Here is a 22,615-nt window from a genome sequence, read left to right as displayed (position 1 = left end):
CGTCTCGCGCTTACGTGCTCGCGGAGAACCAGCGAGTGATGAGTACGCTTGAATCGCAGCGGGAGGCTTCGGCGGAAGCATTCGCCGGGTTATCCCGCCGCCAGGAAATCACCCCATCGCGATTGTTGTCGGGCGCCACGGTGGCGTTCGTGGCAGTCGCGGCCGGCGCCGTGTTCCAGACGGTCGCGGCGTATTCCGGTGTTTTTGACGCCTGCGTCGCGGCGTTCATTGTCGTGATCGGGCTTGGAAGCATGGCGCTCAGTGGCGAACGTCGCCGCCCCGTCGCATTCGAGATTGGGCAGGATGGCTTGACGACTTGGGACCGCAAGGGCCACGCGCAGTATCGGCAAATATCCGGTTGTGCCCAGTGGAGCGATCGTCTGCTTGCTCTGGTCCTGGTTTCCGCCGATGGCCGGTCCGAGCCGCTTCTCGTCCCCGCCGATTCATTGGCCGGCGCAAGCGCGTTTCGCGAACTGGCCGTGCGCGCACGGCGCTGCGCCCAGGAACACCTGTAACGCTTGTAACCGCCAATGAGCGTTCGGCGCGCCCCGGTGGCGTAACGCTACAATAGCCCTCCGCGTAGCACCCCCAAAGTTAACGGATTTCCCAGGTGAGCGAAAAAGAAATCGATCAGTTACTGGTCGAACGCGTGCAGAAGGGCGATAAAGCAGCGTTCGAGCTTCTGGTCGCCAAATACCAGCGCAAGATTATCCGGCTTATCTCGCGGCTCGTCCGCGATCCCGCCGAGGTGGAGGACGTCGCGCAAGACGCCTTTATCAAGGCTTATCGCGCGTTGCCGCAATTTCGCGGAGAATCGGCGTTTTACACGTGGCTTTACCGGATTGCGGTAAACACGGCAAAGAACTATCTTGCCACCCAAAGCCGGCGTGCTCCAACTTCTACCGAAGCCGATGCAGAAGAAGCGGAAACTTTCTCCGACGCAGACCAACTAAGGGATATCAACACGCCTGAGTCGATGTTGATGAGCAAGCAGATCGCACAGACGGTCAATGCTGCGATGGCGGTTTTACCGGAAGAGCTGCGCACCGCCATAACTCTTCGTGAAATTGAAGGTCTGAGCTACGAAGAAATTGCCGAAATGATGGATTGCCCTATAGGGACGGTCAGATCGAGAATTTTTCGTGCTCGCGAAGCCATTGCGGCAAAATTGCGTCCATTGCTGGACACTCCCGAAGGCAAGCGCTGGTAGCAGCGAGGTTGCGCGGGGCAGGGATGCGGTATCTGGGTCAGGTAGTGTCACTACAGGTGCAGTCAAGATGGGGAGCATCATGGGGTCGGTTTCGGTGCAATCGCAAGCTGGGTCACGAGGCGAGCGTCTTTCCGCTTTTGTCGACGGAGAATCGTTCGACGATTCAGGCGACATCAGCCAGTTTCTTTCCGGATTTACGCAGAAAGACCGCGCGGCGTGGTCGGACTATCACTTGATCGGCGATGCTCTGCGTTCCGACGATCTGGCGACAAGTCCCGCAGCCAGCAGCGCGTTCATGAACGCGTTTTCGGCGCGGTTCGAGGCCGAAGCGCATGTATTCGCGCCAGCGTCCATTCCGGCTGCGGCAGCCGAGCGCGTGCGCTCGGGCGTGTTCCGCCGGCGCGTCGTGCCGGCGTTCGCAGTCGCGGCTGCTGCGGCTACGCTTACGTGGATCGTCGTGCCCCAGTTGCAGGGTGTCGATTCCCACGGCGGCGTGCAAGTCGCAAGCGTGTCTTCGTCGGATCATGTGCAGCGCGTCGCGATGGCTTCAGTGCCGGCCGCCACGCTGCGCTCGCCGGTCGTTGAAGCGAACATCATTCGTGATGCAAGTCTCGATCAGTATCTGGAAGCGCATCAGCAATTCTCCCAACAGCCCGTCATGCCGGGCTCAACGCCTTTGATCCGCACTGCGGCTACGAGCCAAGGTCAATAACTGATGCAACTTGTGCGGTTGAAGAAAACGACTCATTGGGGGCGGCTGCCGGTTCTATTGTTCTGTGCAGTCGCGTTGTTATCCGCGGCATCTGGAGCTTCGGCGCAAGGCGGTTCCCCGCAAGGCGACGATTCAACTGCCTCGCGCAAGTCGGCTGCGGATCTGCTCAACCGGATTCACGAAGCCGCACAGCAGCAGAATTACGAAGGCACCTTCGTCTACCAGCGTGGAACAACGGTGCAATCGTCGCGGATAACCCATTCCGCAGCCCGCAGCGACGGCGAGTATGAGTCGTTGGAAAGTCTGGACGGCAAGCCGCGCAAGATGCTTCGCCATGACGACGACATGTACACGTTCGTGCCTGAACGTCATCTGCTGGTCGTCGAAAAACGTCAGAACAAGGATTCGTTCCCGTCGCTGCTGGCTACCGGTGGCGAGCAGGTCCTGTCTGTCTACGATCCGAAAATTCTCGGCACAGATCGCGTCGCGGGTATCGATAGTCAGGTTATCGAGCTTGATCCGAAAGACGCCTGGCGATTTGCTTACAAGTTCTGGGCCGACTCGAAGACCGGTCTCTTGCTGCGTGCCCAGACGCTCGGGCCCGATGGTCAGGTTCTCGAACAGCTTTCGTTTTCGCAAGTCAAGATCGGCGGCACGGTCGACCGGTCGGCAATCGCGAACGGCATCAAGAATATAAACGGGTGGACAGTTGTGCGGCCGCCGGTTCAACCAGTGGATATGGAAGCGCAAGGCTGGAAGATCACGCCCAATGTCCCTGGTTTTCGCGAGATTCGCGAGTTGCGCAGGCCAATGGCGTCACGTGAAGAAGGGCAACCGCCCATCCCCGTCGATCAAGCTGTTTTTTCCGATGGCCTCGCGGCAATCTCGATTTTTGTCGAGCCCGTAGAAGAGAATTCACGTAAGGAAGGCGCCGGCGACAGTGGCGCGACACACGTACTGGTCAAGCGTCGCGGGGATTTCTGGATTACCTTGTTAGGTGAAGTTCCCCAGGCTACGTTGCAGCAATTTGCTTCTGCCATAGAATACAAGCCTTCCAAGTAATTCCTCGGCCCATCAAGATATGAGCAACCTCTCGCTGCGCACCTTCCTTACGGCCGCGGCGCTTGCTGCATGCCTGCCGCTTCCGACCTTCGCGGCGACCGCATCCGCAGCGAGCGCCGCAACATCGGCAGTCGCACCGGCGGCTGCGCCGGTTGCATCGACTGGCGCGGTGCCCATAGTGAACCTGCCCGACTTCACTACGCTCGTGGACCGAGTCGGGCCGTCGGTGGTGAATATCCGCACGACCACGCGTGTGAGCAGCAGCAATGATTTGCGCGGCTTACCGCCCGGCATGGATAACGGCGACATGTCGGAATTTTTCCGGCGATTTTTCGGCATTCCGATGCCCGGTACGCCGGGGTCTCCCGGTTCGCCGCGCGGCGGAAACGGTGGCGGCGGAGGCGATCAGGGCGGCGATAGCGGCGGTGGCAGTGGCCGCGGAAACCGCAGTGCGCCGCAGGACAGCCCCGACAGTCAGGACAACTCCGAGCAGAGCAGCGGCGTGGGTTCCGGTTTCATCATGTCTGCCGATGGTTACGTGATGACCAACGCCCACGTGGTCGACGACGCCGACACCATCTACGTCACGCTCACCGACAAGCGCGAGTTCAAAGCCAAGCTGGTAGGCGTCGATGAACGCACGGACGTCGCCGTGGTGAAAATCCAGGCGACGAGCTTGCCCGCCATCACCATGGGCGATTCGAACAAGGTGCGCGTGGGCGAATGGGTGCTGGCAATCGGCTCGCCGTTCGGCCTCGATAACACCGTGACGGCGGGTATTGTCAGTGCAAAGGGGCGCGACACCGGCGATTACCTGCCTTTCATCCAGACGGACGTCGCGGTAAATCCAGGCAATTCCGGCGGACCGCTCATCAACATGGCCGGCGAAGTGATCGGCATCAATTCACAGATCTATAGCCGTACTGGCGGCTTCATGGGGATTTCGTTCGCCATTCCTATCGATGAAGCCATGCGCGTCGCGGATCAACTGAAGACCGGCGGCAAGGTGGTGCGCGGCCGGATCGCGGTGGCAATTGGCGAAGTGACCAAGGAAGTCGCCGACTCTCTCGGGCTCCCGAAGGCGCAAGGGGCGCTGGTGAGCAGCGTTGAAGCAGGCGGTCCCGCCGACAAGGCCGGCATCCAGCCGGGCGACATCATCCTGAAATACAACGGCCATGACGTGTCCACGGCGACCGACTTGCCGCGCATGGTCGGTGACACGAAGCCCGGTACGAAGGCCACGATCACCGTATGGCGCAAGGGCCAGTCGCGCGAATTGCCGATCACCATTGCGGAAATGCAGCCGGACAAGGTCACGAAAGCCGAGACCAAAAAGCCGTCGCCGCCCAAGGAACGCGCACCGAGCAATGCGCTCGGGATTGCCGTGAGCGACATTCCGGCTGACCAGAAGAAGTCGCTGAAGATCACTAACGGCGTGCAGGTGGATGCGGTGGAGGGTCCGGCGGCGCGTGCGGGCTTCCAGAAGGGCGACATCATCCTGCGTATTGGCGACACGGATATCACGAGCGCAAAGCAGTTCGACGCCGTCGCGCAAAACGTCGATCCAAGCAAGATGGTCGCCGTGCTCGTACGCCGTGGCGACAACACGCAGTTCGTGCCGTTACGCCCGCGCGCGTCGGCGCAGAAGTAACGGAAGTAACGCGAAGTGGGGGCGCTCTTGCTTTATGGGCGCGCGTGGTGCCATCTTTGCGAGGAAATGCGTGCCGAACTCGAGCCAATAGCGGCGGAGTTCGGCGTGCGGGTCGAATGGATCGATATAGACAGCGACCCGGCGCTCGAAGCGCTTTATGACGAGCTCGTGCCCGTTTTGGTGTTCGATGGCGCGCAACTGTGTCATTACCATCTGGACCGAGCGCGCGTGCGCAATGCGCTTCTTGGATCGTCCTCAAGTCCATGAACAATCGGACCTTTCCCGTAAAATCCGCCGTTGGCTGCCCTTTTCGGCTAAAATAGACGGGTTTTTCACCCCATTTTCAAGGCGTGCTCCGCGTTTGTCTGGGCGCGCCTTTTTGCTTGATCGGCACTGAATGAATCATATTCGTAACTTCTCGATCATTGCGCATATCGACCACGGCAAATCGACGCTGGCCGACCGCATCATCCACCTTTGCGGCGGCTTGTCCGACCGCGAGATGGACGCGCAGGTCCTCGACTCCATGGATCTCGAGCGCGAGCGCGGCATCACGATCAAGGCGCAAACCGCAGCGCTGACTTACAAGGCGCGCGACGGCCAGGTCTATAACCTGAATCTCATCGACACCCCCGGACACGTCGACTTTTCATACGAGGTCAGCCGCTCGCTCTCCGCATGCGAAGGCGCGTTGCTGGTCGTGGACGCGAGCCAGGGCGTGGAAGCGCAGACGGTCGCCAACTGCTACATGGCCATCGAACTCGGCGTGGAAGTCGTGCCGGTGCTGAACAAGATCGACTTGCCGGCGGCCGATCCCGACAACGCGATTGCGGAAATCGAAGACGTGATCGGTATCGATGCGACCGATGCAACGCATTGCAGCGCCAAAACCGGCCTCGGCGTGACGGACGTGCTCGAAGCGCTGATCGCCAAGGTGCCGCCGCCGAAGGGCGATCCGGACGCACCGCTGCAGGCGCTGATCATCGACTCGTGGTTCGACAACTACGTCGGCGTAGTCATGCTCGTGCGCATCAAGAACGGCACGCTGCGCCCAAAAGACAAGATCAAGATGATGGCGTCCGGCGCGGTCTATCCGGTCGAGCATCTCGGCGTGTTCGCGCCGAAAGCCACCAACTTGGCGGCGCTGTCGGCGGGGCAGGTGGGTTTCATTATTGCGGGTATCAAGGAACTGCAGGCCGCCAAAGTGGGCGACACGGTCACCACGGTCGCACGTCCGGCCGACGCGCCGTTGCCCGGTTTCAAGGAAGTGAAGCCGCAGGTGTTCGCGGGTTTGTATCCGGTCGAGGCGAACCAGTACGACGCGCTGCGTGAATCGCTCGAAAAGCTCAAGCTCAACGACGCGTCGCTGCAGTACGAGCCGGAAGTGTCGCAGGCGCTCGGCTTCGGGTTCCGATGCGGCTTTCTCGGCCTGCTGCACATGGAGATCGTGCAGGAACGCCTTGAGCGCGAATTCGACATGGATCTCATCACCACGGCGCCGACCGTGGTGTACGAAGTAGTGAAACGCGACGGGGAACTGATTCAGGTGGAGAATCCGGCCAAAATGCCGGAGCCTTCATACATTGAAGAAGTGCGCGAGCCTATTGTGACCGTGAACCTGTACATGCCGCAGGAATACGTCGGGTCGGTGATCACGCTGTGCACGAACAAGCGCGGGCAGCAGGTCAACATGCAGTATCACGGCCGTCAGGTGCAACTCACCTACGAAATCCCGATGGCGGAAATCGTGCTCGATTTCTTCGATCGCCTGAAATCCACGTCGCGCGGTTATGCGTCCATGGATTACGAGTTCAAGGAATATCGTGCTTCCGACGTGGTGAAGGTCGACATGCTGATCAACGGCGACAAGGTCGACGCATTGTCGGTGATCACGCACCGGTCGCAGAGCCAGCATCGCGGACGCGAAGTGGCGTCGAAAATGCGCGAACTGATTCCGCGGCAGATGTATGACGTGGCGATCCAGGCGACCATTGGCGCGAATATCATTGCGCGTGAAAACATTAAAGCATTGCGTAAGAACGTTCTGGCAAAGTGCTACGGCGGCGATATCTCCCGAAAGAAAAAGCTTCTGGAAAAGCAGAAGGCCGGCAAGAAGCGCATGAAGCAGGTCGGTTCCGTCGAGATTCCGCAAGAAGCTTTCCTCGCGATTCTTCGCGTCGAAGATTAATAAAACAACCGGAAACGATTGATGAATTTTGCGTTGATTCTTTTGGTGCTCGTCGTTTTGACGGGGATCGCGTGGGTGTTCGATAAACTGGTATTCGAGCCGCAACGGCGGCGCGCGGCGGATGCAGCGGTAGCCGAATTCGACAAGCAGCAGGCACGCCTCGAACCGCGTTTCGCCGACGAACACGCGCCGCAAACGCGCGCTCGCCTGCGTGACGAGAAACTTCGCCAGCCATGGTATCTGGAATATTCGGCAAGTTTCTTTCCGGTCATTCTCGTGGTTTTCGTCGTGCGTTCGTTTGTAGTCGAGCCGTTCAAGATTCCGTCTGGATCAATGGTGCCGACGTTATTGGTGGGCGACTTTATTCTGGTCAATAAATTCGAATACGGTTTGCGCCTGCCCATCAGCAACACCAAGCTGACCAGCGGTACGCCGCTCAAGCGCGGTGACGTCGTGGTGTTCCGTTATCCGAAAGACGAATCGGTGGATTACATCAAGCGGGTGATTGGTCTTCCGGGCGATACCGTCGCGTATCAGGACAAGAAGTTGACCATCAACGGCAAGGCGGTTCCGGAAACTCCGTTGCCTGATTATTTCGATGACGAACGTATTGGTTATGCAAAGCAGTTTGAAGAAGATCTGGATGGCCGCAAGAATGCCATTCTGAACAACGCGCAAGTGCCGCCGTTTGTTATTGGCGCGGACGATTTTCCGAATCGCGACGATTGCAACTACAACGCGCAGGGCGTGATCTGCAAGGTGCCACCCGGCAGCTATTTCATGATGGGCGACAATCGCGACAACAGTGCGGACAGCCGCTATTGGGGTTTTGTGCCCGATGCGAATATTGTCGGCCGCGCCTTCTTTATCTGGATGAACTTCAGCAGTTTGAAGCGCATTGGTTCATTCCATTGAAGCGCGTCAATCTTGTGTAAATGGTTCGACTACTACGCCGCGGGAATACGCGGCGTAGTCCGCGGCGTATTCATTAATGAACGCGTTTGAACACGCTGCATGACACGCTACGTTGGCCGCTAGAAACAGCACGAAGAAACGCGGCTAACGTGTGCTTGCGGTATCGGTTTTATTTTCGATTTTCTGTTTTTCAGCCGGAATCGTCCGCTCCGGCGCCCGCGTTATACTCTGCCCATGCCCTCAACCCCGTTGGAAAGCCGGCTTCAGTACGAATTTCGCAATGCGGAATTGCTGCGCCAGGCGATGACCCATCGCAGTCATAGTGCCACGCACAATGAACGACTCGAATTTCTTGGAGATTCCGTTCTAAATTGCGTGGTGGCTGCGCTTTTGTTCCAACGATTCGCAAAACTCGACGAAGGCGATCTTTCTCGCGTTCGCGCGAATCTGGTCAAGCAGCAGTCGCTTTATGAGATTGCACAGGCGCTCAATGTTTCCGAGGCCTTGCGGCTGGGCGAAGGGGAACTGCGCAGCGGTGGCTTTCGCCGCCCATCCATCCTGGCCGATACGCTGGAAGCCATCTTCGGCGCGGTTTTCCTGGATGGCGGTTTCGACGCGGCACTTCAGGTCATCAAACGGCTCTACACGCCAATTCTCGATCACATCGATCCACGCACCATCGGCAAGGACGCCAAGACGCTGCTGCAGGAATACCTGCAAGGCCACAAGATCGCGTTGCCGACTTATACCGTAGTCGCGACACACGGGGCTGCGCACAATCAGCAGTTCGAAGTGGAATGCACGGTGCCGAAGCTCGACGTGAAAGTATCCGGTTCGGGCGCAAGCCGCCGTGCAGCGGAACAGGCCGCGGCGAAGAAAGCGCTGGACGAGCTTGCTTCTGCAACACCTGCGCTCACGACGAAGCCGAAGCGCAAGGGCGCTCGCGCGGCGAAGCTTGCGGAACAGGAAGTCGTACCCGGCGTGACCGGTGTTCAGGCTGCGCTGGATCTCCGGGCGCCTGACCGGCGTGAGCGTGCGCGCGCGAGTGCGGCCAACGGCGCCAGCGGTACGCATAACGATTCCGAGCGCCCGGCCACCGCGCCGCTGGCTGTGATTCGTGCGTCGCATGTGGAGCCATCCGCGGGAACGGCCGCGGCGTTGGAGAAAGCCGAGCGCACGACGATCCATCGGGCGGAACGGGCCGACAAAAACGCCGATAAAACCGCCGATAAACAACCAGCTCCCACTCCACCACAGGCGGTGGATAATCCTGTGCATAACCCGGTGGAAAAAAGCGCCGAAAAGACTGCGGCAAAACCGTCAAACAAGTCGGCAACGGAATCGCCGGTCATCGATAAATCCGCATCTCAGCGCGAAGAGGCTTCCGTCGTGGCTCAGAAGAGCGGCGTGGCCGAGGAAAGTGTTGAGGCGCACGCGGAAGCGAGCGTCGACGAAAACGTCGCACGCGCGGCCGACACAGGCCATTGACCGCGCTGAAGCTGAATCCGAAGCTAACGCGCCGGCCAATCGCATACTCCCGACGCCACGCGTCCCAACGAATCTGTAGCTGCAAACATCTATGAACGCTCCCACTCCCCCTGGTTTCCGCTGCGGCATGGTCGCGATCGTCGGCCGGCCGAACGTCGGCAAATCGACCTTGATGAACGCGCTCGTCGGACAGAAAGTCAGCATCACGTCGCGCAAGGCGCAGACCACGCGGCACCGGATCACCGGCATTCATACGCTCGAGGACGCACAATACATTTTCGTCGACACACCCGGCTTCCAGACCAAGCACAGCGGCGCGCTGAACCGCTCGCTGAACCGCGCGGTGACGTCCACGCTGACGGCGGTCGACGCTATCCTGTTTGTGATCGAGGCCGGCCGTTTTGGCCCTGACGACCAGAAGGTGCTCGACCTGATTCCGAACGACACGCCGTGCCTTCTGATTGCGAACAAGCTGGATCACGTCACCGACAAAGAAACGCTGTTCCCGTTCATGCAGAAAATGAGCGCGTTGCACGACTTCAAGGAAATCGTGCCGATGACCGCGAAGCATCCCGACGACATCGCGCGTCTGATGACAGTCGTGAAGCCGTATTTGCCGGAGGGTTCGCCCATCTATGGCGAAGACGATCTGACCGATCGCAGCGAGCGTTTTCTCGCCGCCGAAATCCTGCGCGAAAAAGTGTTCCGCTGGACAGGCGACGAATTGCCGTACACAAGCACGGTGATGATCGACAAATGGGAAACCGAAGGGCGGCTGCGCCGGATTTTCGCGACCATTCTCGTGGAACGCGATACCCACAAGGCGATGATCATTGGCCAGAAGGGCGCCAAGCTGAAGCAGATCAGCACCGAGGCGCGCCTCGACATGGAGAAGCTTTTCGACGGTCCCGTGTACCTCGAAACCTTCATCAAGGTGAAGAGCGGCTGGGCGGACAACGAAGCGGGACTGCGCGCCTATGGGTACGAATGACGCGTGGATGACCCAGTCTTCCAACGCCGACTCCGATCCGCTCGCTGACGATAACTTCAGCGTCGACGACCCTGCAACGCCCGCGCCAAAGAAGCGCGGGACGCGTGCTGCTGCGGCAAAAACGCCAGCCCAACCTGCTGCGCCAAAAGAACCCAAAGAACCCAGGCAAGCCAGACCACCCAAGCCGCCGCGCGCCGCGCCGCGCTCGGACTTTCGTATCGCGGAGCAGCCGTCGTTCGTGCTGCACAGCTATCCGTATCGGGAAACGAGCCTGGTTCTCGACGTGTTTTCCCGCGATCATGGCCGCGTGGCGCTCGTCGCCAAGGGTGCAAAACGGCCGCATTCCGCGTTGCGCGGCGTGCTGCAGACGTTCCAGCCGCTGGGTTTATCGTGGACCGGGAAGGGCGAAGTCCGTACCCTGACGCAAGCGGAATGGGTCGGCGGCATGTTGCCGCTTGCCGGCGACGCGTTGCTCTGCGGTTTTTACGTCAACGAACTGCTCGTCAAGTTCTGCGCGCGCGAGGACGCGCATCCGGCGCTCTTCAATCATTACGTGCTGACGTTGTCGCGTCTTGCGCACGGCGAGCCGGCGTTGCACGCGCTGCGATCGTTCGAGCGCGTGTTGTTGCGCGAAACCGGTTACGCAATGGCGCTCAACAAGACCATCACGCGCCAGCCAGTTGTGGCCGGGCAGAAATATGTGTTCGATCCAGAACGCGGCGTGCGCGAAGCGTCGGACGATGTCCCGTCGCAATGGCCCGTGATCGCGGGTCAGACGCTGCTCGACATGGAGAAGGACGAATACAGCCGCCCGCAGACGGCCGCGCAAAGCAAGACGCTGATGCGCTTTCTGCTGAACGTGTATCTTGGCGGGACGCCGCTCGCCACCCGTCAAATCCTGATCGACCTGCAAAATCTCTGAGCTGCCAAATCCATGAGCTTCTTTCTTTCGTCGCCCGCGAATGTGATCGATCTGGGCGTCAACATCGATCACGTCGCCACGCTGCGCAACGCGCGCGGCATGCACTATCCCGATCCTGTCCGCGCCGCGCTCCAGGCTGAAGAAGCGGGCGCTGACGCCATCACGCTGCATTTGCGGGAAGATCGCCGCCATATTCTCGATGCCGACGTGCACGCGCTGCGTCCGTTGCTCAAGACGCGGATGAACCTCGAATGCGCGGTCACGCAGGAGATGCTGGACATAGCGTGCGGCGTTCGTCCGCACGACGTGTGTCTCGTGCCGGAAAAGCGCCAGGAACTGACCACGGAAGGGGGGCTCGACGTCGCCGGCCAGTTCAACGCGGTGAAAGCCGCGTGCGAGCAATTGAGGCAAGCGGGCGCGCGAGTGTCGCTGTTTATCGACGCCGATGAAACCCAGATCCGCGCGGCGTATGAATCGGGCGCGCCGGTGATCGAACTGCATACGGGCTGCTACGCCGAAGCGCACGACGAAGCCACGCAGCAAAAGGAATTCGAGCGCGTGGCGCGCAGCGTCGATTTTGGCAACTCGCTTGGGCTGAAGGTGAATGCGGGGCATGGTTTGCACTACACGAACGTGCAGCCAATCGCGGCGCTCGAAGGCATTGTGGAGTTGAACATCGGTCATGCGATTGTCGCGCACGCGATCTTCGCCGGCTGGGATAACGCCGTGCGCGAAATGAAGGCGATCATGGTGGCGTCGCGCCTAGCCGCCACATCTTCGCGATAAACCCGCCATGGCGATCTATGGAATCGGTACGGATCTCGTTCAGGTCAGCCGCATCGCGGGCGTGATGGAGCGCACGAAAGGGCGCTTCGCCGAAAAGGTGCTCGGCGCGGACGAACTGCGCGTCTATCACGCCCGCAAGGCGCGCTCCGAAGTGCGCGGCCTCGCGTTTCTCGCCACGCGTTTCTCGGCCAAGGAAGCGTTTTCCAAGGCGATCGGCCTGGGCATGCACTGGCCAATGACCTGGCGCGCAGTCCAGACGCTCAACGAACCAAGCGGCAAGCCGATCGTGGTGGCATCGGGCGAACTCGCCGAATGGCTAGCAGCACACGGCATTACGGCACAGGTCACGATCACCGATGAACGCGACTATGCGGTGTCATTCGTGATCGCGGAAATCAATACCTGAGCGCCCGAGCGCCAAGACTACTTAAACCCCTGACTTTGTCTCTTCCAATTTGAACTCTTTAAAACGCACTCCCGGCCCGGTCATGCTCGACGTGGCCGGCACCACGCTCTCCGACGCCGACATCCGCCGTATCGACCATCCGATGACCGGCGGCATCATCCTTTTCACGCGGCACTTTCAGGATCGCACGCAACTCGCCGCGCTGACCGACGCGATTCGCGCGGTGCGTGACGACATCCTGATTGCCGTGGATCACGAAGGCGGCCGTGTGCAGCGCTTTCGTACCGATGGCTTCACCGTCCTGCCGGCGCCGGGCAAGCTCGGCGCGCTCTGGGACCGTGACGTTCTGCTCGCGACGAAAACCGCGACCGCGTTCGGTTATGTGCTGGCGGCGGAGTTGCGGGCGTGCGGTATCGATATGAGTTTTACGCCCGTGCTCGACCTCGATTACGGGCATTCGAAGGTGATCGGCGACCGTGCGCTGCACAGCGATCCGCGGGTGGTGACCCTGCTCGCCAAGAGCCTGAACCACGGCCTCGCGCTCGCGGGCATGGCGAATTGCGGCAAGCATTTTCCGGGGCATGGGTTTGCATCGGCGGATTCGCATGTCGCCATGCCGGTGGACGATCGCCCGCTCGAAGACATCCTCGCCGCCGATACCAAGCCGTACGACTGGCTGGGCATGTCCCTGGCTTCGGTGATTCCGGCGCACGTGATCTATCCGCAAGTCGATGAAAAACCCGCCGGTTTTTCGCGCGTGTGGTTGCAGGATATCTTGCGCGGCAAATTAGGCTTCAACGGCGCGATCTTCAGCGACGACCTTTCGATGGAAGCCGCGCGCGCCGGTGGCACGCTGACCGAAGCCGCGACCGCAGCGCTGACGGCTGGATGCGACATGGTGCTGATCTGCAACCAGCCGGAAGAAGCTGAAAAGGTGCTGGACCGGCTGACATTCCAGCAGACGAAGGCATCGCAGACGCGGTTGAAGCGGATGCGGCCAAGAGGACACGCCTGGCGCTGGAACAAGCTGATGTCGCAAGTCGAATATCAGCAGGCGGTGGCGCTGGTGAAAAAGGCGTTGGGCTAAGACGTACATTGTTGATGCACGAATGCAAAAGCCGGTGGTTTCTGCGAAGAAACCACCGGCTTTTTTTCAAACGAATTAGTCCGGATCACTCCAGCTTCATGCGCTGCAGCTTGTTATAAAGCGTCTTAGGGCTGATCCCAAGCAGCGTCGCGGCCCTATGCCGCGTGCCGCCAACTGCTTCGAGCGTCGCCCGGATCAGCATGTCCTCCACATCGGCGAGTGCGGTTCCCACCGTGACCTGAACGCTGGTGCCGTTCAGGCCGCGCCCACCGGCGCTCGTCTGTTCATCGGCGCGAAGGGTTTCGATCACATCGCCGGATGCGTGATACGCGCGCCGGACCCGCTCGCGCAGTTCGCGCACGTTGCCCGGCCATTCCGCCGCAAGGCATTCACGGATGAAATCCGGACTCACGCGCTTGGGCGCGCCGCTTGTAATGCCGCTCACGTGATTTTCGCGATTGAGCTCGTAGACAAAATGCTCCGCGAGCAGCGCTATATCGTCGCCACGATCGCGCAAGGGCGGCATCGCAATCGAAGATGCATTCAAACGCTGGAACAGATCCTCGCGGAGCTTGCCCTCGGCGACGGCGTCTTTCGGCGACATTCTGGTCGACGCCAGCAGCCGGAAATCCGTGACGATCTTGTTACTGCCGCCAACGCGCATGAACGTCTGCGAATCGAGCGCACGCAACAGCGCTTCCTGCTGGGCGATCGGCAATGCATCGAGCTGATCGAGGAACAAGGTGCCGCCGCCAGCCTGTTCGAGCAAACCCGGTTCGCGGTTTTCCGCACCGGCGAACGCGCCGCGCTCGTGGCCGAACATCAGGCTTTCCATCGAACGCGCGCCCATGTCGCTGGACGCGGCGCAATCGAACGAAACGAACGGACCTTTGCGCCGCCGGCTCATGTCGTGCAGCGTGCGGGCCGCGACCTTCTTGCCAGTGCCCGCTTCGCCGCAGATCAGCACGGCGGCTTCCGTTGGCGCGGTATGTTCGATCAGGTCGTAGACATGTTGGATAGCGGGGCTGCGTCCGAGCATGCTGCCGAAGTGGCCGAGTTCGCGCAGCGTGCTGCGCAATGCGCCGACTTCTTCGGTGAGTTCGTACGGACGCGGAATGCGCGCGAGCAAGCTGCGCAGGCGTGGAATATTCACCGGCTTGAGCAGGTAATCCCAAATGCCTTGCCGCAAGCCTTCAATAGCGCTTTCCACGGTTGCATTGCCCGTCATCACGATGACTGGCAATGCACCGCCGGGCGGTTGTGCAGGCAGATTGTGCAGCAGGTCGAGGCCGCTGCCGTCAGGCAGATTCAAGTCGACGAGCACGACATCCGGGATGAAGCGCGTCAGGGCGGAGCGCGCCTCGGCGAGCGTGGTCGCGGTATCGACGGAAAAACCATCGGCCGCGAGAATGGCGGACAAGCCGGAAAGGCTGTTCGGATCGTCTTCGACAATCAAAGCGTGTGGCATGGCGGACACGGCGTGTTAAATGGGTCTGAATGACGTTCGTGGCCAATCACCCCGATGGCGATCCCCGGCAAACGTCTCGATACCTGGCGGTGGCGGCGCCGGACGTTCGCGCTTCGAACTCAGATTGGCTCGACGCTTACATTCCGCTCATCGCATGACACCGGCGGGTCTTCGTCCTGCTAACGCTCAATACTGATTCCGCGTGGCGCGGCCGGCTTACAAGCCGGTCCGCTCACGCAAGCGCCGCTGCTTTGGTTCTTATTGCGGCTTCACATGCAGGTCGTTCTTGACGGACTGCACGCCTTCTACTCCACGCGCGACCGAAACCGCCTTCTGAATCTGATTCGGCGAGTCCACGAAACCCGACAACAGCACTTCGCTCCGATACGTCTTGACGCTCACCGACAATGACTTCAGGCCTGGATCTTCCAGCAGCGCCGTTTTCACCTTCGTGGTCAGCGCGGTATCGGTGGTGTATTCGCCGGCCGATTCATGGGTAGGAGTCGACGAACATCCGGCGGTAATGGCAATCGCGGGAACCGCGCAAACAGCAGCAAGGACAAGGCGGGCAAACGTGGCTTTGGTATTGGGCATTTTTTCTTGTGTCGGAAGTTGAAAAATTCCGCGCATACATTACGCGGTCATATCAATCAGAGCAGGTTTCATGCCATCAGTGTGTGGTAGACAAATCAGGTAGTTAGCAGCGCGCCTTGCATGTCGCGAGAGGTTTCTATCGTAATTTAGAGATACGGAGCGGTAAAGTTTGCCTGAATTGGCAAGAATGTTCAGCAAAAAGAAAAAGCGCCCTTTGGGGCGCTTTTTCTAATTTCCGATGCGGCGCTAGATGCGCTGCAACGCCTATGCGCGGCTGCGATACTCGTTCGTGCGCGTATCGATTTCGATCTTGTCGCCGATATTGCAGAAAAGCGGTACTTGCAGTTCGAAACCCGTGGTGAGCTTGGCCGTCTTCAGCACCTTGCCCGACGAGGTATCGCCCTTCACAGCCGGTTCCGTGTAGATGATCTCGCGCACCAGCGTGGTCGGCAGTTCGACCGAGATGGCTTTCTCGTTGTAGAACACCACTTCGCACGGCATGCCGTCTTCGAGGTAGTGCAGGGCGTCGCCCATCATGTCGGCTTCGACTTCGAACTGGTTGTAGTCCGCGTCCATGAACACGTACATGGGATCGGCGAAATACGAGTACGTCACTTCCTTGCGGTCGAGCTGGACGACGTCGAACTTGTCGTCCGCCTTGTACACCGATTCCATGTTGCCTGCGGAGAGCAGGTTACGGAACTTCATTTTCACGACGGCCGAATTGCGGCCGGATTTGTTGTATTCGGCTTTCTGCACGACCATGGCATCGCTGCCGATCATCACGACGTTGCCGACGCGGAGTTCTTGTGCGGTCTTCATATTGAAAAACTGTCCTGTACGAAAATGTGAGCCTGATCGCTGCGGTGTTGGCGGCCGGCTTTGAGATTTGGATGCTGCGGATATCCTGCCTATTCCATCCCACGCCATACCGCGCGCCTGGGCGCTTTTCACCCATCCACCGTGGAATCCGCCCGGAACCGTGCGCCGCTTGTGCCTTCGCTGTGCCTTGCACGTGTTCCGAACTGTAAGCCGTTGGATAACCGCTTATTTTAACTGAGATTTCGCGTATTCCGCCAGATTTCCGGCCAGATCGCCGATGCGCGCCAGTTCTTGCGCCCAATCGGCGGCGCGCTGCTCCAGAACCTCGCGATACCCCCAGAAATCGGACCAGTCGGGCATGCCCACGCCGTTCCAGGCATGCCAGAACCGTTCCAGCGACGTTCGCGCGCCATCCGGCAAGCCGTTTGCGTAGTGCGCGAGCGCGGCGTCGAGCTTCGGCAGATGCGCGTCGTCGGCCTGCGGGTAAATATGCCAGACGAAAGGTTTTTGCGCCCATTGCGCCCGCACGAACGAATCTTCGCCGCGCACGAAATTGATATTGGAGGCCCACAGCAAGGCGTCGAAGAGCGGCTGCTCGACAAAACCCAGCGCATAGGCCGTTATCGACCCGCTTTGCGCCTTCGATCCCGCCGCGAAGCCACGCAACCCGAAAAAGCGTGCGACCGCGCCCGATATGCGTCCCTTCGGCACCAGCAAGACTACAGGCGCAGCGGAATCGCGCCACTGTTCCAGCAATAAATCGATGGCTGGATTTTCATACGCGAACAGCGAGATGACGGTCGTTGCGGAGTCGGGCGCGGCAATACCGACACGTTCCCGCCACCACGCCTCGCGCTGGAATGTCTCTCGCGCGGTATCGAGTGTGCGTTCCTTCAGCACGCCGCCCGTTCCCGCGCCGAGGCCCGGAAAGAAAAACGTCTTGTTGATCGCATAACGAGGATGCGGCGACGGCCGCAAGTGGAAATCCGCGACCCAGTCCTCGGCGCTCAGGTATTCCAGGTTCAGCCATACAGGCTTGCGCTCGCGGCGCACCATTGCGGTGACGTAGATGGCAGGCAACTCGCAGCCGAACGCTTCGATCACCACGTCGGCGATCTGCAGCGTGTCGCCCGCGTGCGTGGGCGCATGCCAGTGCTCGATGATCACGCCCTCGGCCTCCTGGCGCGCGAGCGCGGCGTCCACGGCGGGACAGAGCGCATGAAAGGCCTTGAGGTCATCGACGAAAAGGCGCACCTGCCAGCCATGCTCCGCCTTGAGCTGGCGCGCGAGCCGCCAGCAGACGCCGATATCGCCAAAGTTGTCGATGACTTCGCAAAAAATATCGCACGCGATATCGCTGGCGGTGTTGCTCGGGTGGCTCTCGTTACCGGCGAGCCCCGGAGAATGTTGCGATGAAGGCGGCATGAGTGCTTGAGCGGCGACGAACCGCTGATCGATGGTGAACAACGAGCCTGAGTGTGGTTTGCACTAAACTGGCATTTTTGAGGATAACGATTCGCGCGTCATGCGCGTTTTCAAGTCAACCGCGCCGGTCCAGAGGCTGCCAGACGAACTCCCCGCATATCATTCCTGCATGACCGAATCCGACGTTTTCGACCCTAAAAAGAACCTGGCCCAGTTGCCGCACCTGCCGGGCGTGTACCGCTACTACGACGAAAACGGCAACGTGCTGTACGTCGGGAAAGCGCGCGACCTGAAAAAGCGTGTGTCGAGCTATTTTACGAAGACGCTGCTTTCGCCGCGCATCGCGATGATGGTGACGCGGATTCGCAAGATAGAAACGACCGTCACACGATCCGAAGCAGAAGCGCTGTTGCTTGAGAATAATCTGATCAAGGCGCTCACGCCGCGCTACAACATCCTGTTTCGCGACGACAAGTCTTATCCCTATCTCAAGCTGACCGGGCATAAGTTTCCGCGCATGGCGTATTACCGCGGCAGCGTGGACAAGAAGAACCAATACTTCGGCCCGTTCCCGAGCGCCTGGGCCGTGCGCGAGAGTATCCAGATTTTGCAGCGCGTGTTCCAGCTGCGCACGTGCGAGGACTCCGTTTTTACCAATCGCACGCGGCCTTGCCTGCTGCATCAGATCGGACGATGCACGGGACCGTGCGTTGGTTTGATCGATGAAGAAGATTACGCGCGCGATGTGTCGAACGCATCGCGTTTCCTGCTTGGGCGGCAGGGCGAAGTGATGAAGGAACTCGAGCAGAAAATGCACGCGTTCGCCGCCGATCTCAAGTTCGAGCAGGCCGCCGCCGTGCGCAACCAGATGAGCTCGCTTTCCACCGTGCTGCATCAGCAGGCCATAGAAGTGGGCGGTGACAACGACGTCGATATCCTCGCGGTCGCGGCGCTGGGCGGCAAGGTCTGCGTGAACCTCGCGATGGTGCGCGGTGGCCGTCATCTCGGCGACAAGGCGTATTTCCCGACGCATGTCGAAGCAGCGCTGGCCATAGAAGACGCCATGCCTGAGGACATGGCCGACGGGTTGGACGATGACGACATCGCGGAGAGCGCCGGCCATATCGTCATCGAGCAAGTGGACGCGAACGCCGGCGAAATCGCATTGCCGCCCGGCACGCTTGCGTCGATGGAACAGGACTTCGAGGCGCATGCGACGACCGGCGAGATGCAGGATGACATCGCGGAAACAGGCGCGGCGCAGCCGGATCAGGCCACCGAATCACAGCGCCAGGGCGCGCTCGAGGCTGAAGTGCTGGAGGCGTTCATCGCGCAGCATTACATTGGTAATCGCGTGCCGCCGGTGCTGGTCGTGAGCCACGCGCCGGCCAATCGCGAACTCGTGGATTTGTTGATGGAGCAAGCCGGGCACAAGGTCACGCTGTTGCGTCAGCCGCAGGGACAAAAGCGCGTGTGGCTGTCCATGGCCGAATCCAACGCGAAGCTCGCCCTTGCGCGGCTGTTGTCCGAACAAGGTTCGCAACAGGCGCGCACGCGCTCGCTCGCGGATACGCTGAGCCTCGAGATGGCCGATCTCGCGCAGTTGCGCATTGAATGTTTCGACATCAGCCACACCATGGGCGAGGCCACGCAGGCATCGTGCGTGGTGTATCACCATCACAAGATGCAGACGGCGGAATACCGTCGCTACAACATCACCGGCATCACGCCCGGCGACGATTACGCCGCGATGCGCCAGGTTCTCACGCGCCGATACGAGAAGATGGTCGCGCAAGCCGCGGCGCGTGCTTCGGATGAACCGGTTGAACTGGACCCGTCCGAAGCGCCGCAATCGGACGCCGCCGATGTTGCCGAACCCACGCCGCCGGGCGGCCGCCTGCCGAATATCGTGTTGATCGACGGCGGCAAGGGGCAGGTCGAGATCGCGCGGCAAGTCTTCGCCGAACTGGGGCTCGACCGCAGCATGCTGGTTGGCGTGGCGAAAGGAGAAGGGCGTAAGGTGGGTCTTGAAACCCTGATTTTCGCCGATACCCGCACGCCGCTCGAACTCGGCAAGGAGAGCGCGGCGCTGATGCTGGTCGCGCAGATCCGCGACGAAGCGCATCGGTTCGCAATTACCGGCATGCGCGCGAAGCGGGCGAAGACGCGGCAGACCTCGCGGCTCGAAGAACTCGAAGGCATTGGTGCAAAACGGCGTCAGCGGCTGCTGTCGCGCTTTGGCGGATTGCGCGGCGTGCAGGCGGCGAGCGTGGAAGATCTCGCGAGCGTGGAAGGGATATCGCAGGCGCTGGCCGAGCAGATCTACCGGCAGTTGCATTGAACGCAACGTCCGGACGTCCGGCCCGTCGGCTTGTGACATATAAGTCGACGCGGCACAATGGCACCTCTCAATAAGAGTCACGCCCATGCCGTTTAATTTTCCGATTTTCCTGACGTGGCTGCGAATCGTGCTGATTCCGCTCGTCGTGGGCGTCTTCTATTTGCCGGACATGATGATGAGCCCGGACCATCGCAACCTGGTCGGCATGGTCATCTTCGTGCTCGCCGCGCTGACCGACTGGCTCGATGGGTATATGGCGCGCAAGCTCAACCAGACATCGGCGTTCGGCGCGTTTCTCGATCCCGTGGCCGACAAGCTCATGGTCACCGCCGCGTTGCTGATCCTCGTGCAACTGATGCGGCTGAACGCAGTGATCGCGCTGGTTATAGTGGGGCGTGAGATCACGATTTCAGCGTTGCGGGAATGGATGGCGCAGATCGGGGCATCGAAGAGCGTGGCCGTGAATTCGCTTGGCAAATTCAAGACCGTTTGCCAGATGGTTGCAATTCCCATGTTGCTGTTCTACGGGCCGCTCAAGATCGCGGGCACGCCTGTCGTTATCGATACGCGCGTGTGGGGTCTTTGGCTGATCTATGTTGCCGCGTTCCTCACGGTCTGGTCTATGCTCTATTACATGAAACTCGCATGGCCGCAGATTCGTGAGCGCGGCGGCATGCTGTGATCGATAGATGACATAGTTGATTGCGTCGAAAAGTGATGGGGCACATACAAAGCTCTTGACACTAAAGTTGGGCTTCTCCATAATCTCGTTTCTGTCGGATGCACGCGAAACAAAACATCGCAACGCAGCGTCTGATGAAGTACAAAAGCAGTAAATTGGCAGAAGAAGTCGGCAAGATGCGGGAGTAGCTCAGCTGGTAGAGCGCAACCTTGCCAAGGTTGAGGTCGCGAGTTCGAGCCTCGTCTCCCGCTCCAGATTCAGAGGTTGCTGGCAATGGTAAGCCGGTAGCTGGCAGTACAGTGCAAGGCAAGATGCGGGAGTAGCTCAGCTGGTAGAGCGCAACCTTGCCAAGGTTGAGGTCGCGAGTTCGAGCCTCGTCTCCCGCTCCACTAAAGGGGAAGCCAAGCTTCCCTTTTTGTTTGGTGGCCCGGAACGTTCACGTAGTCCCCGCTTCTGGCGCGATAGCAAAGCGGTTATGCAGCGGCCTGCAAAGCCGTTTAGGCCGGTTCGACTCCGGCTCGCGCCTCCAGGATTCAAAAAGAAAAAGCCCTGACTTGGTCGGGGCTTTTCTTTTTGATACGGCGTCTGCAGGCCGTCCGCGGGCATCGAAACTTCTTCAAGTGAGACGCATCCATGACCAACCTCTACTCTGAATTCGACTGGCGCTGGGCCTCGTTCAACGAACTTGACGCATTCGATGTTTACACCGTGCTCGCGGCCCGCAGCGAAGTGTTCGTAATCGAGCAGCAGTGCCTGTATGCCGACATAGACGGTCAGGATACCGATGCATGGCATCTGCTTGTGCTTGGTCAAACGACCCACGCTGAACTCGCCGGTTATCTGCGCGTCCTTCCGCCCGATGAAACCGGCGACCTTCGCATCGGACGGGTTCTCACTCGGGCGCCGTTTCGGGGTATCGGGTTAGGCCAGGCCATGCTCGAACGCACGCTCAAGCACATTGCGCAGCAATGGCCCGGGCGCGCCATTCGTCTGCACGCCCAGGCCCACTTGCAGCGCTTCTACGCGAGTTCCGGCTTCGAACCCATCTCCGACGTTCATCTCGAGGACGACATTCCGCATATCTGGATGCGCCGCGAAGCCGGCCCGCGCTAGGACGTCGAATCGATCACACGGCGCAGATCGCTCGCGATGTTATCGATGGAATCATTTTCCGTCGCGAGCAGGCGCGCGTGGCCGTGGGTATCGAAGATGTAGACGGCCGAACTGTGCGTGACGTCGTAAGCGCCCGACGGATCGCGCTTCTCCACCTGATAAGCCACGCGATACCGCTTCGCCAGCCCCTCAATTTCCCCATCCGTGCCCGTCAGCCCGATTGCATGTTCGGCGTCGAACGCACGCACGTATTCGTGCAGCGCGGCGGCCGTATCGCGTGCGGGATCAACCGTGATGAATGCAATGCGCGTGTTCTTAGCGTCGGGTCCGAGCTTCTGCAAGACCTGCATCAGCCGCGCCATCGTTTCCGGGCAGACATCCGGGCAGTGCGTGTAGCCAAAGTAGACGATCGTGGTCTTGCCGGCGAACGACTGGCCGGTGGCGGGTTTGCCGGTATCGTCGGTCAGATGGAAGTCGAGGTCGGGAAGGTGGCCACTGACGTCGGTCAGTTTCCAGGGCGTAGTGTCGGGATGCGAGCACGCGGCAAGCGCGGCGCTGAAAACCAGCGCGGCAAGCAAGGCGGGCAGGCGGCCGCGGCGTTGAAACTGGAACCAGGAAGGCATGTGCAACTCGGACAAAGTGGATGCATGAAGGCGGCAGACCGGATGATTCGTCACAAGATGTTTCGCGACGTCATGCGGGGCCGACTTTATCTCAGAATAGAGGGCCTTGCTGTGCGCTTGCTGTCCCGC

The 22,615-nt window shown here is 60.1% G+C and carries 22 protein-coding genes and 3 tRNA genes; 20 read left to right on the top strand and 5 right to left on the bottom strand.

All coding sequences use genetic code 11. The annotated features are described in order from the left end of the window. Nucleotides 1-38: 38 nt before the first annotated feature. The 14 genes from ACRWA7_RS28210 (at nt 39) to nagZ (ending at nt 13,418) form a co-directional block, all read left to right on the top strand. Nucleotides 39-515 (top strand): hypothetical protein, encoded by a 477-nt coding sequence (locus ACRWA7_RS28210; RefSeq protein ID WP_438393686.1) that lies wholly within the window; start codon nt 39-41, stop codon nt 513-515. A gap of 95 nt (nt 516-610) precedes the next feature. Beyond that, on the top strand, nt 611-1,210 hold the full coding sequence (gene rpoE, locus ACRWA7_RS28205) for an RNA polymerase sigma factor RpoE (protein ID WP_060856020.1): 600 nt from the start codon (nt 611-613) through the stop codon (nt 1,208-1,210). A gap of 79 nt (nt 1,211-1,289) precedes the next feature. Then, nucleotides 1,290-1,922, top strand: coding sequence for a sigma-E factor negative regulatory protein (locus ACRWA7_RS28200; RefSeq protein ID WP_438393683.1), 633 nt, complete (start codon nt 1,290-1,292; stop codon nt 1,920-1,922). Nucleotides 1,923-1,925: 3 nt separating this feature from the next. Next, nucleotides 1,926-2,984, top strand: a complete 1,059-nt coding sequence (locus ACRWA7_RS28195; protein WP_438393681.1) for a MucB/RseB C-terminal domain-containing protein — start codon at nt 1,926-1,928, stop codon at nt 2,982-2,984. 19 nt (nt 2,985-3,003) lie between these two features. Continuing rightward, nucleotides 3,004-4,635 carry a DegQ family serine endoprotease gene (locus ACRWA7_RS28190; protein ID WP_438393678.1) on the top strand — a complete coding sequence of 544 codons (1,632 nt, stop codon included), beginning with the start codon at nt 3,004-3,006 and terminating at the stop codon, nt 4,633-4,635. A gap of 15 nt (nt 4,636-4,650) precedes the next feature. After that, a complete protein-coding gene (locus ACRWA7_RS28185; protein ID WP_438393676.1) occupies nt 4,651-4,902 on the top strand; it encodes a glutaredoxin family protein in 252 nt (83 codons plus the stop codon). 130 nt (nt 4,903-5,032) lie between these two features. Further along, nucleotides 5,033-6,823, top strand: coding sequence for a translation elongation factor 4 (lepA, locus tag ACRWA7_RS28180; protein WP_060856016.1), 1,791 nt, complete (start codon nt 5,033-5,035; stop codon nt 6,821-6,823). 21 nt (nt 6,824-6,844) lie between these two features. After that, nucleotides 6,845-7,738 (top strand): signal peptidase I, encoded by an 894-nt coding sequence (gene lepB / locus ACRWA7_RS28175; RefSeq protein ID WP_438393672.1) that lies wholly within the window; start codon nt 6,845-6,847, stop codon nt 7,736-7,738. A gap of 234 nt (nt 7,739-7,972) precedes the next feature. Next, a complete protein-coding gene (rnc, locus tag ACRWA7_RS28170; RefSeq protein WP_438393669.1) occupies nt 7,973-9,226 on the top strand; it encodes a ribonuclease III in 1,254 nt (417 codons plus the stop codon). A 91-nt stretch (nt 9,227-9,317) separates the two neighbouring features. Continuing rightward, the gene (gene era, locus ACRWA7_RS28165; RefSeq protein ID WP_060856013.1) at nt 9,318-10,217 is read left to right on the top strand and encodes a GTPase Era; all 900 of its coding nucleotides are present in this window, start codon (nt 9,318-9,320) and stop codon (nt 10,215-10,217) included. Continuing rightward, entirely contained in the window at nt 10,204-11,139 is a 936-nt protein-coding gene (recO, locus tag ACRWA7_RS28160) for a DNA repair protein RecO (protein ID WP_438393666.1), read from the top strand. Before era ends, recO begins: the two co-directional genes overlap by 14 nt. 12 nt (nt 11,140-11,151) lie before the next feature. Beyond that, the gene (gene pdxJ / locus ACRWA7_RS28155; protein WP_438393664.1) at nt 11,152-11,925 is read left to right on the top strand and encodes a pyridoxine 5'-phosphate synthase; all 774 of its coding nucleotides are present in this window, start codon (nt 11,152-11,154) and stop codon (nt 11,923-11,925) included. Between the two features lie 7 nt (nt 11,926-11,932). Then, nucleotides 11,933-12,331 (top strand): holo-ACP synthase, encoded by a 399-nt coding sequence (gene acpS, locus ACRWA7_RS28150; RefSeq protein ID WP_438393663.1) that lies wholly within the window; start codon nt 11,933-11,935, stop codon nt 12,329-12,331. Nucleotides 12,332-12,413: 82 nt separating this feature from the next. Continuing rightward, entirely contained in the window at nt 12,414-13,418 is a 1,005-nt protein-coding gene (gene nagZ / locus ACRWA7_RS28145; protein WP_438393660.1) for a beta-N-acetylhexosaminidase, read from the top strand. 85 nt (nt 13,419-13,503) lie between these two features. Here the strand turns inward: nagZ and ACRWA7_RS28140 are convergent, their stop codons facing one another. From ACRWA7_RS28140 to earP, 4 genes are all read right to left on the bottom strand, one after another. Continuing rightward, nucleotides 13,504-14,886 carry a sigma-54-dependent transcriptional regulator gene (locus tag ACRWA7_RS28140; RefSeq protein ID WP_060856150.1) on the bottom strand — a complete coding sequence of 461 codons (1,383 nt, stop codon included), beginning with the start codon at nt 14,884-14,886 and terminating at the stop codon, nt 13,504-13,506. A gap of 258 nt (nt 14,887-15,144) precedes the next feature. Further along, entirely contained in the window at nt 15,145-15,480 is a 336-nt protein-coding gene (locus ACRWA7_RS28135) for a BON domain-containing protein (protein ID WP_060856149.1), read from the bottom strand. Nucleotides 15,481-15,744: 264 nt separating this feature from the next. Further along, on the bottom strand, nt 15,745-16,302 hold the full coding sequence (gene efp, locus ACRWA7_RS28130; protein ID WP_060856008.1) for an elongation factor P: 558 nt from the start codon (nt 16,300-16,302) through the stop codon (nt 15,745-15,747). Nucleotides 16,303-16,527: 225 nt separating this feature from the next. Beyond that, complete coding sequence (earP, locus tag ACRWA7_RS28125; RefSeq protein WP_438396808.1) at nt 16,528-17,727, bottom strand: elongation factor P maturation arginine rhamnosyltransferase EarP; 1,200 nt, start codon at nt 17,725-17,727, stop codon at nt 16,528-16,530. A gap of 169 nt (nt 17,728-17,896) precedes the next feature. On the opposite strand from earP, the gene uvrC reads away from it, so the two are divergent. From uvrC to ACRWA7_RS28095, 6 genes are all read left to right on the top strand, one after another. Further along, nucleotides 17,897-20,068, top strand: a complete 2,172-nt coding sequence (gene uvrC / locus ACRWA7_RS28120; protein WP_060856147.1) for an excinuclease ABC subunit UvrC — start codon at nt 17,897-17,899, stop codon at nt 20,066-20,068. 85 nt (nt 20,069-20,153) lie between these two features. Then, entirely contained in the window at nt 20,154-20,750 is a 597-nt protein-coding gene (pgsA, locus tag ACRWA7_RS28115; protein WP_060819787.1) for a CDP-diacylglycerol--glycerol-3-phosphate 3-phosphatidyltransferase, read from the top strand. A gap of 178 nt (nt 20,751-20,928) precedes the next feature. Then, nucleotides 20,929-21,004: transfer RNA gene (locus ACRWA7_RS28110), tRNA-Gly, on the top strand. A gap of 59 nt (nt 21,005-21,063) precedes the next feature. Then, a tRNA-Gly gene (locus tag ACRWA7_RS28105) sits at nt 21,064-21,139 on the top strand. 66 nt (nt 21,140-21,205) lie between these two features. After that, nucleotides 21,206-21,279: transfer RNA gene (locus ACRWA7_RS28100), tRNA-Cys, on the top strand. Nucleotides 21,280-21,383: 104 nt separating this feature from the next. Next, nucleotides 21,384-21,863: a GNAT family N-acetyltransferase gene (locus tag ACRWA7_RS28095; RefSeq protein WP_438393656.1), complete on the top strand. Its 480-nt coding sequence runs from the start codon at nt 21,384-21,386 to the stop codon at nt 21,861-21,863. Here ACRWA7_RS28095 and ACRWA7_RS28090 read toward each other — a convergent pair. Further along, complete coding sequence (locus ACRWA7_RS28090; RefSeq protein WP_438393653.1) at nt 21,860-22,486, bottom strand: SCO family protein; 627 nt, start codon at nt 22,484-22,486, stop codon at nt 21,860-21,862. The genes ACRWA7_RS28095 and ACRWA7_RS28090 overlap by 4 nt on opposite strands. Nucleotides 22,487-22,615 lie beyond the last annotated feature (129 nt).

Origin of the sequence: Caballeronia sp. DA-9 (genome assembly GCF_051615025.1) — a bacterium.
In the GTDB taxonomy this organism is placed as follows: domain Bacteria; phylum Pseudomonadota; class Gammaproteobacteria; order Burkholderiales; family Burkholderiaceae; genus Caballeronia; species Caballeronia sordidicola.
This window is presented reverse-complemented; position numbering and strand designations above follow the sequence as displayed.

What these genes read in the sequence shown, in the direction of transcription:
- ACRWA7_RS28210 (WP_438393686.1), top strand. Translation starts at nt 39, where the DNA reads ATGAGTACGCTTGAATCGCAGCGGGAGGCTTCGGCGGAAGCATTCGCC.
- ACRWA7_RS28200 (WP_438393683.1), top strand. Translation starts at nt 1,290, where the DNA reads ATGGGGTCGGTTTCGGTGCAATCGCAAGCTGGGTCACGAGGCGAGCGT.
- ACRWA7_RS28195 (WP_438393681.1), top strand. Translation starts at nt 1,926, where the DNA reads ATGCAACTTGTGCGGTTGAAGAAAACGACTCATTGGGGGCGGCTGCCG.
- ACRWA7_RS28190 (WP_438393678.1), top strand. Translation starts at nt 3,004, where the DNA reads ATGAGCAACCTCTCGCTGCGCACCTTCCTTACGGCCGCGGCGCTTGCT.
- lepA (WP_060856016.1), top strand. Translation starts at nt 5,033, where the DNA reads ATGAATCATATTCGTAACTTCTCGATCATTGCGCATATCGACCACGGC.
- lepB (WP_438393672.1), top strand. Translation starts at nt 6,845, where the DNA reads ATGAATTTTGCGTTGATTCTTTTGGTGCTCGTCGTTTTGACGGGGATC.
- rnc (WP_438393669.1), top strand. Translation starts at nt 7,973, where the DNA reads ATGCCCTCAACCCCGTTGGAAAGCCGGCTTCAGTACGAATTTCGCAAT.
- era (WP_060856013.1), top strand. Translation starts at nt 9,318, where the DNA reads ATGAACGCTCCCACTCCCCCTGGTTTCCGCTGCGGCATGGTCGCGATC.
- recO (WP_438393666.1), top strand. Translation starts at nt 10,204, where the DNA reads ATGGGTACGAATGACGCGTGGATGACCCAGTCTTCCAACGCCGACTCC.
- pdxJ (WP_438393664.1), top strand. Translation starts at nt 11,152, where the DNA reads ATGAGCTTCTTTCTTTCGTCGCCCGCGAATGTGATCGATCTGGGCGTC.
- acpS (WP_438393663.1), top strand. Translation starts at nt 11,933, where the DNA reads ATGGCGATCTATGGAATCGGTACGGATCTCGTTCAGGTCAGCCGCATC.
- nagZ (WP_438393660.1), top strand. Translation starts at nt 12,414, where the DNA reads ATGCTCGACGTGGCCGGCACCACGCTCTCCGACGCCGACATCCGCCGT.
- ACRWA7_RS28140 (WP_060856150.1), bottom strand. Translation starts at nt 14,886, where the DNA reads ATGCCACACGCTTTGATTGTCGAAGACGATCCGAACAGCCTTTCCGGC.
- ACRWA7_RS28135 (WP_060856149.1), bottom strand. Translation starts at nt 15,480, where the DNA reads ATGCCCAATACCAAAGCCACGTTTGCCCGCCTTGTCCTTGCTGCTGTT.
- efp (WP_060856008.1), bottom strand. Translation starts at nt 16,302, where the DNA reads ATGAAGACCGCACAAGAACTCCGCGTCGGCAACGTCGTGATGATCGGC.
- earP (WP_438396808.1), bottom strand. Translation starts at nt 17,727, where the DNA reads ATGCCGCCTTCATCGCAACATTCTCCGGGGCTCGCCGGTAACGAGAGC.
- uvrC (WP_060856147.1), top strand. Translation starts at nt 17,897, where the DNA reads ATGACCGAATCCGACGTTTTCGACCCTAAAAAGAACCTGGCCCAGTTG.
- pgsA (WP_060819787.1), top strand. Translation starts at nt 20,154, where the DNA reads ATGCCGTTTAATTTTCCGATTTTCCTGACGTGGCTGCGAATCGTGCTG.
- ACRWA7_RS28095 (WP_438393656.1), top strand. Translation starts at nt 21,384, where the DNA reads ATGACCAACCTCTACTCTGAATTCGACTGGCGCTGGGCCTCGTTCAAC.
- ACRWA7_RS28090 (WP_438393653.1), bottom strand. Translation starts at nt 22,486, where the DNA reads ATGCCTTCCTGGTTCCAGTTTCAACGCCGCGGCCGCCTGCCCGCCTTG.